Here is a 9155-nt window from a genome sequence, read left to right on the forward strand (position 1 = left end):
GCGCCGGACGGCGCCGCCGCGGTCCTGCTCACCCCGGCCCACCAGTTCCCGACGGGCACCCCGCTGCACCCCGACCGGCGGGCCGCCGTCGTGGACTGGGCGCGGCGCACCGGCGCACTGGTGCTGGAGGACGACTACGACGGCGAGTTCCGCTACGACCGCCAGCCCGTCGGCGCCCTCCAGGGCCTGGACCCCGACCGGGTGGTCTACCTGGGCACCGCCAGCAAGTCCCTCGCGCCCGGGCTGCGGCTGGGCTGGATGGTGCTGCCGCCGGCCCTGGCGGAGGAGGCGGTGGCGGCCAAGGGGCACACCGACACCTGCGGGGCGCTGGACCAGCTGACGCTGGCCGAGTTCCTCACCTCCGGCGCCTACGACCGGCACGTCCGCTCCGCCCGCCTGCGCTACCGGCGCCGCCGTGACGCCCTCGCCGCGGCCGTGGCGGACCGGGCGCCGTCGGTGCGGGTGACGGGCATCGCGGCCGGACTGCACGCGGTGCTGCGGCTCCCGCCGGGCCTGGAACAGCCGGTGGTCCAGGCGGCGGACCTCCAGGGCCTGGCCCTGCACGGCCTGTCCTACTACCGCCACCCCGACGCACCGGCCGACCCCCCGGACGCCCTGGTGGTCGGCTACGGCACCCCTTCGGACAGCGCGTGGACGGGCGCGCTGGAGGCACTGTGCCGGGTGCTGCCGTAGCGGGCGGGCGGAATGCGAATTCCGCCGTGTGGGGTGCCGGTGTACGGGGCGGAGAATTGGCGGGTGTGTTTCTCCGGTGTCCTGATTCGTATTTCCGGTGGTTTCGGTCCCGTGGTTGGCCGGAAATACGCTCCCTGGCCCTCATGTGCTTGGTGCAGGCTTTGCCGCCGGAAGGGGCACATGCCCGTCCCGCACCGATGGAATGGAGTGTTCCATGAAACGTCTGCTGGCCGGTGTCTTCGGCGCGGCCGTGCTGGCCTCCGGCGCCCTGGTGGCCAACGCGGGGACCGCGCAGGCGGTACCGCAGGCCTGTCGTACTCCCTGGACCGACGGCACCACCTACGGAGTCTCCTGTTCCGGCGGTCCGTACATCGCCGTCGCGCAGTGCAAGAACGGTCAGTGGGTCCAGGGGGCGTCGGCGAGCAACTACAGCTGGTCGTACGCCTACTGTTCCACCGTGGGTTCCACTTACAAGAGCGGCACCGGTTACGTCCTCTACCTGTGACCCGAGCCCGGTAAGAAATGCTCGCCCGCTTCCGAGGGGCGGGCGGGCAATTCCCGTGGGAAAGGGCGAAGGAAAGACCGGCCGATTACGAAATCCGCGCGGCCGGATCACCCGCTGCGGGCGCCGCTGCGTCCGGCACGCGCCTACGGCACACACCTCTCCGCCGCCATGCGCCGTGTAGTGTCCCGCCCGGCGGATGAACGCGGGGGCCCCGTACGGCTGTGCGGTACCGGTCTCTAGGCTGACCGCCGAACGCTCATCCGACGGGGGAGAGACACCATGGCGCACAACCGGAGGCGACTCCGCTCCGGCACGGTCGTCCTGGGCGGTGTGGGCCTGCTGGCCGCCGCCCTCACGGCCTGCTCGTCCGACCCGGACAAACGCTGCGTGGACCGCGGCAGTTACGACCTCTCCAAGGGTTACAAGGTCGTCTCCGACAAGAACTGCAAGACGACGGGCGGGAGCGGTGTCTCCTCCTCGGGCCGGAAGAAGCCCGTCAAGAAGGGCGCCAAGCGGCCGGTCGACGCCGCCTGGTACTACGACGGCAAGGAGAGGAACGGCTGGGTCGACGGCGGTTCCTTCACCAAGTCCGGTGGATCGGGCGGGAGTTCGGGCGGCTCGTCGTACGACGACGGCAGCGGCGGAGGAAGTCACGGCGGGGTGAGCCGCGGCGGCTTCGGCGGCGGCTCGCACGGCTCCGGCGGCTGACCGGAGGACGCGCATGGAACGCCGTACCACGACCCCCCGCCCCGGCTGGCAGCAGACCGTCGAGGCCCAGGGCCTGATCTACCCCCTCACCCGCCACCCCGACGACTCCCTGCGGCCGTACTGGGACGAGAGCGCCTACTACGTCTTCTCCCTGGAAGAGGTCGAGGCGCTGGAGGAGACCGTCGCGGAACTGCACCGCATGTGCCTCGCGGCGGCGGACCACATCGTGGCGCGGGACCGGCTCGCCGACCTCGGCATCACCGACGCGCGGGTGGCCGCCGCGGTCACCGAGTCCTGGCACCGCCGCGCCGAACTGCCGTCCGTCTACGGCCGGTTCGACCTGCGCTACGACGGCACCGGCCCGGCGAAGCTGCTGGAGTACAACGCCGACACGCCCACCTCGCTGGTGGAGGCGGCCTCCCCGCAGTGGTTCTGGATGGAGGAACGTTTTCCCGGCGCCGACCAGTGGAACTCCCTGCACGAACGCCTGGTGGCGGCCTGGCGCGCCCAGGCCGCGCTGCTGCCGCCCGGCGCCTCCCTGCACTTCGCGCACTCCGCCGCCGACGAACTCGGCGAGGACCTGATGACGGTCGCCTATCTGAAGGAGACGGCGGAGCAGGCCGGCCTCGCCACCGACTGGCTCGCCATGGAGGAGATCGGCTGGGACTCCCTCTCCGGCCGCTTCGTCGACAAGCGGCTCGGCTTCATCCGGGGCATCTTCAAGCTCTACCCCTGGGAGTGGCTCACCACCGACGCCTTCGGTCCCCACGTCCTGGACACCCTGGACAACGGCGGCGGCACCGGCAGCACCCTGTGGATCGAGCCGGCCTGGAAGATGCTGCTGAGCAACAAGGCCCTGCTGGCGATCCTCTGGGAGCTGTACCCCGGCCACCCCAACCTCCTGCCCGCCTACCTCGACGGCCCCCGCGAGCTGGCCGACACCACCGGTTACGTGGCCAAGCCCCTGCTGGGCCGCGAGGGCGCCGGCATCACCGTCCACGAGCCCGGCACCCCGCCGGCCCCTCGCGAGGACCCCTGCTGCTACCAGCAGCTGGCCCCCCTGCCCGCCTTCGACGGCAACCACGTCGTCCTCGGCACCTGGGTCGTCGCCGGCGAACCGGCGGGCCTCGGGATCCGTGAATCCACCGGCCTGATCACCGACGAGTACGCCCGCTTCCTGCCGCACGTGATCCTCTAGGTCCTGTCGTCGGACTCCCGCCGTCCGCCCGGAGGGGCGGACCGGCGCCGCGTCAGGTGCGTGTTCTGGGGGCCCCGGCCGGAGGCTGGGGGAGTGCCGGGCCCCGACCCTCGTACCGGGCGTATTCGGGTCCGGGCCCGGTGCGGCGAGTGGGGGTGCCCCCTGCTCGAAGAGCCCGGGGGAGCGTGCATGGCGTCGCGAGGCAGGCGGGAGTCCGACGACAGGGCCTAGGCGGCCGCGGCCCCGAGCAGCGCCTCCACGGCCCCCCGCGCGTGCCCCGCCGCCGACGGGTCGCCCGTGATGCCCGCCGTGACGATGGCGCCCTCGGCCAGGAGGAAGACCGGTTCGGCGAGCGGGAGTCCCGTGGCCCGGACCCAGGCCGACAACTGGGCGTGGAAGGCGTGCTTGTGGGCGCGGACCTCGCGCAGTACCGCCTCGGAGGAGGCGCCCAGTTCGCCGTGGGCGTTGATCCAGGCGCAGCCGCGGAAGCCGGGCTCGGCGAACCACGCGGAGAGCCAGTCGAAGACCGCCAGCACCCGCTCGCGCGGACCGGTGACGCGCTCCACGTGCGCGGCCAGGCTCTCCCGCCAGCTCCGGTCGCGCCGTCGGAGCACGGCGACGAGCAGGTCCTCCTTGGTCGCGAACAGCCGGTAGATCCGCTTCAGGGGCAGCCCGGACGCCTCCCGGACCCGGTCCATGCCGACCGCCTGGATGCCGTGCGCGTAGAAGAGCGCCTCGGCGGCGTCCAGCAGCAACTCGCGGTCCAGGCGGTCGCGTTCCTCGGTGGCGGGGGCGGGCATCCGGGCTCCTCGTGTCTCCTTGACGTTGAGAACGGTCGTTCTCTACCTTAGCCGCAGTGATCGAGAACGACCGTTCTCGACCTGGTCCGCGCCGAGGAGACCGCCGTGCCCGAAGCCCGCCCGCCCTACCCGCCGTTCACCCTGGAGACCGCCTGGCAGAAGGTCCAGGCGGCCGAGGACGCCTGGAACACCCGCGACCCCCACCGCGTCGCCCTCGCCTACACGGAGGACTCCGTCTGGCGCAACCGCGACCGATTCCTCACCGGCCGGGACGAGATCGTCGCCTTCCTCACCGGGAAGTGGCGCCGCGAACTGGACTACGCCCTGCGCAAGAGCCTGTGGAGCTTCCACGAGGACCGCATCGCCGTCCGCTTCCAGTACGAGTGCCGCGACACCGACGGGCAGTGGTGGCGCTCCTACGGCAACGAACTGTGGGAGTTCGACGAGTACGGCCTGATGCGCCGCCGCGAGGCGAGCATCAACGACGTGGCCATCGACGAATCCGACCGGCGCGTCTTCGGACCCCGGCCCGCCGCCGAGCACGGCACCGACCTTCCCTTGCGCTGATCAGGCCCCGAGCAGCACCTCCCGCAGCTGCTCCACGCCCCGGTCCAGATCCTCCTCGCCGATCACCAGCGGGGGCGCGATCCGGATCGTCGCCCCGTGGGTCTCCTTGACCAGGACCCCACGGGCCAGCAGCCGCTCGGAGATCTGCCGCCCGGTGCCCACCGCGGGCGCGATGTCCACCCCGGCCCACAGCCCCCGCCCGCGCACCGCCGTCACCCGGCCCGTCCCGGCCAGCTCGCCCAGCAGCCGGTGCAGCCGCTCGCCCAGCCGGGCCGCCCGCTCCTGGTACTCGCCCGTCCGCAGCATCGCGATCACCTCCAGCGCCACCGCGCAGGCCAGCGGATTGCCGCCGAACGTCGACCCGTGCTCACCCGGCCGGAACACCCCGAGCACCGCCGCGCTCGACACCACCGCCGACACCGGCACGATCCCCCCGCCGAGCGCCTTGCCCAGCACGTACACATCCGGCATGACCCCCTCGTTCTCGCACGCGAAGGTCCGCCCGGTCCGGCCCAGCCCCGACTGGACCTCGTCGGCGACGAAGAGCACGTTCCGCTCCCGGGTCAGCTCCCGCACCCCCGCCAGATAACCGGCCGGCGGCACGATCACCCCCGACTCGCCCTGCACCGGCTCCAGCAGCACCGCCACCGTGTTCTCCGTCAGCGCCCCCCGCAGCGCGGTCAGATCGCCGTACGGCACGATCTCGAACCCCGGCGTGTACGGCCCGAAGTCCGCCCGCGCCGCCGGATCCGTGGAGAAGCTGATGACGGTCGTCGTACGGCCGTGGAAGTTGCCGCCCGCCACGACGATCTTCGCCATCTCCGCGGGCACCCCCTTCACCCGGTAGCCCCACTTCCGGGCCGTCTTGACGGCGCCCTCCACCGCCTCCGCGCCGGTGTTCGCCGGCAGCACCATCTCCATCCCGCACAGCTTCGCCAGCTCGGCGCAGAACGCCGCGAACCGGTCGTGGTGGAAGGCGCGGGAGGTCAGCGTCAGCCGCTCCAGCTGCCGCCGGGCCGCCCCGACCAGCCGGGGGTGGCCGTGCCCGAAGTTCAGCGCCGAGTAACCGGCCAGCAGGTCCAGGTACCGCCGCCCCGCCACATCCGTCACCCACGCCCCCTCGCCGGTGGCGAGCACCACCGGCAGCGGATCGTAGGTGGGCGCGCAGTGCGCGGCGGCGAGGGCGACGAGGTCTTCTTCGGCAGCGGTCACGGACACTCCCGGATCGGCCCGGATACGACGATGACCTCCTTCTTAACCCCACTCGCATGGTGGACGCGGGATCTCTCCGCCCGGCGCGCCCGGTAGGCTGACACCCGGGCCGTGACTGGCGCGCTGGGATGGGACGGACCATCGGGGAGCGGCCCGAGCGGTAAGAGTGCCGTGCGCCTGGGCCGAACGTGAACGCTGTACGTACACCGTCCGGAGGTCCCGATGCCCGAGAACGCCGCCCCCCTCTCCACCGAGTCCACCGCCTTCCGCGCCGCCCTCGACGTGATCCGCGCCGTGGAGCCGCGCGTCGCCGACGCCATCGGCCAGGAGGTCGCCGACCAGCGCGGGATGCTCAAGCTGATCGCGTCCGAGAACTACGCCTCCCCGGCGACCCTGCTCGCGATGGGCAACTGGTTCAGCGACAAGTACGCCGAGGGCACCATCGGCCGCCGCTTCTACGCCGGCTGCCGCAACGTCGACACCGTCGAGGCCCTCGCCGCCGAACACGCCCGCGAGCTCTTCGGCGCCCGCCACGCCTACGTCCAGCCGCACTCCGGCATCGACGCCAACCTCGTCGCCTTCTGGGCCGTCCTCGCCGACCGCGTCGAGGTGCCCTTCCTGGAGAAGGCCGGCGCCCGCCAGGTCAACGACCTCACCGACGCCGACTGGGCCGAGCTGCGCCAGGCCTTCGGCAACCAGCGCATGCTCGGCATGTCCCTGGACGCCGGCGGCCACCTCACCCACGGCTTCCGCCCGAACATCTCCGGCAAGATGTTCGACCAGCGCTCCTACGGCACCGACCCGGCCACCGGCCTGATCGACTACGACGCCCTGCGCGCCCAGGCCCGCGAGTTCAAGCCGCTGATCATCGTCGCGGGCTACTCCGCCTACCCCCGGCTGGTGAACTTCCGGATCATGCGCGAGATCGCCGACGAGGTCGGCGCCACCCTCATGGTCGACATGGCCCACTTCGCCGGACTGGTCGCCGGCAAGGTCCTCACCGGCGACTTCGACCCGGTCCCGCACGCCCAGATCGTCACCACCACCACCCACAAGTCGCTGCGCGGCCCGCGCGGCGGCATGGTGCTGTGCGACGACTCCCTCAAGGACCAGGTGGACCGCGGCTGCCCGATGGTCCTCGGCGGCCCGCTCCCGCACGTCATGGCCGCCAAGGCCGTCGCCCTCGCCGAGGCCCGCCGGCCCGACTTCCGGGACTACGCCCAGCGCATCGTGGACAACTCCCGCGCCCTCGCCGAGGGCCTGATGCGCCGTGGCGCCACCCTCGTCACCGGCGGCACCGACAACCACCTCAACCTGATCGACGTCGCCACCTCCTACGGCCTCACCGGCCGCCAGGCCGAGGCGGCCCTGCTCGACTCGGGCATCGTCACCAACCGTAACGCCATCCCGGCCGACCCGAACGGCGCCTGGTACACCTCCGGCATCCGCGTCGGCACCCCCGCGCTGACCACCCGCGGCCTCGGCACGGCGGAGATGGACGAGGTCGCGGCCCTCATCGACCGCGTCCTGACCACCACCGAGCCGGGCACCACCAAGTCCGGCGCCCCGTCCAAGGCGAGCCACGTCCTGGACGAGAAGGTCGCCGACGAGATCGCCCGCCGCGCCACGGACCTGGTCGCGGGCTTCCCGCTCTACCCGCAGGTCGACCTCGGCTGACCCGCCCCCGGAAGGGACACCGGGAACCGCGCGCGGCCACGGGCGGCCCGCGGTTCCCCACCCACCCGACCCGTCCCGTCTCTCTGCGACAATGAGGGGTATGGCTTCAGACCGACCTCGTGTGCTCTCCGGTATCCAGCCCACCGCCGGCTCGTTCCACCTCGGCAACTACCTCGGCGCCGTACGCCAGTGGGTGGCCCTCCAGGAGTCCCACGACGCCTTCTACATGGTGGTCGACCTGCACGCGATCACGGTCCCGCAGGACCCGCGGGAACTGCGCGCCAACACCCGCCTGGCCGCCGCCCAGCTGCTGGCCGCGGGGCTGGACCCGGACCGCTGCACCCTCTTCGTGCAGAGCCACGTCCCCGAGCACGCCCAGCTGGCCTGGGTCATGAACTGCCTCACCGGCTTCGGCGAGGCCTCCCGCATGACCCAGTTCAAGGACAAGTCCGCCAAGCAGGGCGCCGACCGGGCCTCCGTCGGCCTGTTCACGTACCCGATCCTCCAGGTCGCGGACATCCTGCTGTACCAGGCCCACGAGGTGCCGGTCGGCGAGGACCAGCGCCAGCACATCGAGCTGACCCGGGACCTCGCCGAGCGCTTCAACGGCCGCTTCGGCGACACCTTCACGATCCCGAAGCCGTACATCCTCAAGGAGACGGCGAAGATCTACGACCTCCAGGACCCGGCGGTCAAGATGAGCAAGTCGGCGTCCACGCCGAAGGGCCTGATCAACCTCCTGGACGAGCCGAAGACCACGGCCAAGAAGGTCAAGAGCGCGGTCACCGACACCGACACGGTGATCCGCTACGACACCGAGCACAAGCCGGGCGTCTCCAACCTCCTCACCATCTACTCCACGCTCACCGGCAGGACCATCGCCGAGCTGGAGCAGGAGTACGAGGGCAAGATGTACGGCGCGCTCAAGACCGACCTCGCCGAGGTCATGGTCGACTTCGTCACCCCGTTCCGCGAGCGCACCCACCAGTACCTGGACGACGCCGAGACGCTGGACGCGATCCTCGCCAAGGGCGCCGAGAAGGCGCGGACCGTCGCCGCCGAGACCCTCGCGCAGGCGTACGACCGCGTGGGCTTCCTCCCGGCCAAGCACTGAGGCGTACGACCGCACGGGCCCGCACGGGCAGAGCGCTGCACATCACTTCCGCTGCGCCTGCCCACGGGGCACCCGTGGCCGTACAGTCGATGCCAACGGCCGTGGCCAGGCGGCCGAGACGACGACAGACGCGACGACAGGAGACGACGTGGGGACCGTAATGATCGGCGTGTCGATCGCGGTCCCGGAGCCTCACGGCAGCCTGCTCCAGGAGCGGCGCGCGGGCTTCGGCGACGCCGCGGCTCATGGCATCCCCACCCACGTCACGCTGCTGCCGCCGACCGAGGTGGACGAGGCCGACCTGCCCGCGGTCGACGCGCACCTGACCGAGGTCGCCGCGGCGGGCCGGCCGTTCCCGATGCGGCTGTCCGGCACCGGCACCTTCCGCCCGCTGTCACCGGTGGTCTACGTCCGCGTGGTCGCGGGCGCCGAGGCCTGCACCCGGCTCCAGCAGCGGATCCGCGAGGCGTCCGGGCCGGTGGCGCGCGAACTGCTCTTCCCGTACCACCCGCACGTCACCGTCGCGCACGGCATCGAGGAGGCGGCGATGGACCGCGCCTTCGAGGAGCTGGCGGACTACGAGGCCGAGTGGCCGTGCACCGGCTTCGCGCTGTACGAACAGGGCGCCGACGACGTCTGGCGCAAGCTGCGCGAGTACACGTTCGGGGGGCCGGTCGTGCC

Annotated in this window: 10 protein-coding genes and 1 riboswitch; of the genes, 8 read left to right on the plus strand and 2 right to left on the minus strand. The window is 72.2% G+C overall.

The features are described from left to right. The 4 genes from H5J33_RS14300 to H5J33_RS14315 all read left to right on the plus strand — a co-directional run. The coding region (locus H5J33_RS14300) for an aminotransferase class I/II-fold pyridoxal phosphate-dependent enzyme (protein ID WP_181795288.1) at nucleotides 1-693 on the plus strand (693 nt) is incomplete at its 5' end. A gap of 214 nt (nucleotides 694-907) precedes the next feature. Continuing rightward, entirely contained in the window at nucleotides 908-1198 is a 291-nt protein-coding gene (locus tag H5J33_RS14305) for a hypothetical protein (RefSeq protein WP_181795289.1), read from the plus strand. Between the two features lie 279 nt (nucleotides 1199-1477). Then, nucleotides 1478-1906: a hypothetical protein gene (locus H5J33_RS14310; RefSeq protein WP_181795290.1), complete on the plus strand. Its 429-nt coding sequence runs from the start codon at nucleotides 1478-1480 to the stop codon at nucleotides 1904-1906. Nucleotides 1907-1919: 13 nt separating this feature from the next. After that, a complete protein-coding gene (locus H5J33_RS14315) occupies nucleotides 1920-3104 on the plus strand; it encodes a glutathionylspermidine synthase family protein (protein WP_181795291.1) in 1185 nt (394 codons plus the stop codon). A gap of 227 nt (nucleotides 3105-3331) precedes the next feature. On the opposite strand, the gene H5J33_RS14320 is transcribed toward H5J33_RS14315, so the two are convergent. Beyond that, nucleotides 3332-3904: a TetR/AcrR family transcriptional regulator gene (locus H5J33_RS14320; RefSeq protein WP_181795292.1), complete on the minus strand. Its 573-nt coding sequence runs from the start codon at nucleotides 3902-3904 to the stop codon at nucleotides 3332-3334. A 105-nt stretch (nucleotides 3905-4009) separates the two neighbouring features. Between H5J33_RS14320 and H5J33_RS14325 the strand changes: the two genes are divergently transcribed. Next, nucleotides 4010-4471, plus strand: a complete 462-nt coding sequence (locus H5J33_RS14325) for a nuclear transport factor 2 family protein (RefSeq protein WP_181795293.1) — start codon at nucleotides 4010-4012, stop codon at nucleotides 4469-4471. Here the strand turns inward: H5J33_RS14325 and rocD are convergent, their stop codons facing one another. Then, complete coding sequence (gene rocD, locus H5J33_RS14330) at nucleotides 4472-5683, minus strand: ornithine--oxo-acid transaminase (RefSeq protein ID WP_181795294.1); 1212 nt, start codon at nucleotides 5681-5683, stop codon at nucleotides 4472-4474. A 101-nt stretch (nucleotides 5684-5784) separates the two neighbouring features. Next, nucleotides 5785-5873: riboswitch (ZMP/ZTP riboswitch) on the plus strand. Nucleotides 5874-5905: 32 nt separating this feature from the next. Here rocD and H5J33_RS14335 point away from each other — a divergent pair. From H5J33_RS14335 to H5J33_RS14345, 3 genes are all read left to right on the plus strand, one after another. Next, nucleotides 5906-7360 carry a glycine hydroxymethyltransferase gene (locus H5J33_RS14335; RefSeq protein WP_181795295.1) on the plus strand — a complete coding sequence of 485 codons (1455 nt, stop codon included), beginning with the start codon at nucleotides 5906-5908 and terminating at the stop codon, nucleotides 7358-7360. A gap of 100 nt (nucleotides 7361-7460) precedes the next feature. Continuing rightward, nucleotides 7461-8474 (plus strand): tryptophan--tRNA ligase, encoded by a 1014-nt coding sequence (trpS, locus tag H5J33_RS14340; RefSeq protein WP_181795296.1) that lies wholly within the window; start codon nucleotides 7461-7463, stop codon nucleotides 8472-8474. 148 nt (nucleotides 8475-8622) lie between these two features. Next, on the plus strand, nucleotides 8623-9155 hold a 533-nt coding region (locus H5J33_RS14345), incomplete at its 3' end, for a 2'-5' RNA ligase family protein (protein ID WP_181795297.1).

The sequence above is a fragment of the Streptomyces sp. WELS2 genome, from assembly GCF_013870595.1.
Taxonomy (GTDB): domain Bacteria; phylum Actinomycetota; class Actinomycetes; order Streptomycetales; family Streptomycetaceae; genus Streptomyces.

What these genes read in the sequence shown, in the direction of transcription:
- H5J33_RS14305 (WP_181795289.1), top strand. Translation starts at nt 908, where the DNA reads ATGAAACGTCTGCTGGCCGGTGTCTTCGGCGCGGCCGTGCTGGCCTCC.
- H5J33_RS14310 (WP_181795290.1), top strand. Translation starts at nt 1,478, where the DNA reads ATGGCGCACAACCGGAGGCGACTCCGCTCCGGCACGGTCGTCCTGGGC.
- H5J33_RS14315 (WP_181795291.1), top strand. Translation starts at nt 1,920, where the DNA reads ATGGAACGCCGTACCACGACCCCCCGCCCCGGCTGGCAGCAGACCGTC.
- H5J33_RS14320 (WP_181795292.1), bottom strand. Translation starts at nt 3,904, where the DNA reads ATGCCCGCCCCCGCCACCGAGGAACGCGACCGCCTGGACCGCGAGTTG.
- H5J33_RS14335 (WP_181795295.1), top strand. Translation starts at nt 5,906, where the DNA reads ATGCCCGAGAACGCCGCCCCCCTCTCCACCGAGTCCACCGCCTTCCGC.
- trpS (WP_181795296.1), top strand. Translation starts at nt 7,461, where the DNA reads ATGGCTTCAGACCGACCTCGTGTGCTCTCCGGTATCCAGCCCACCGCC.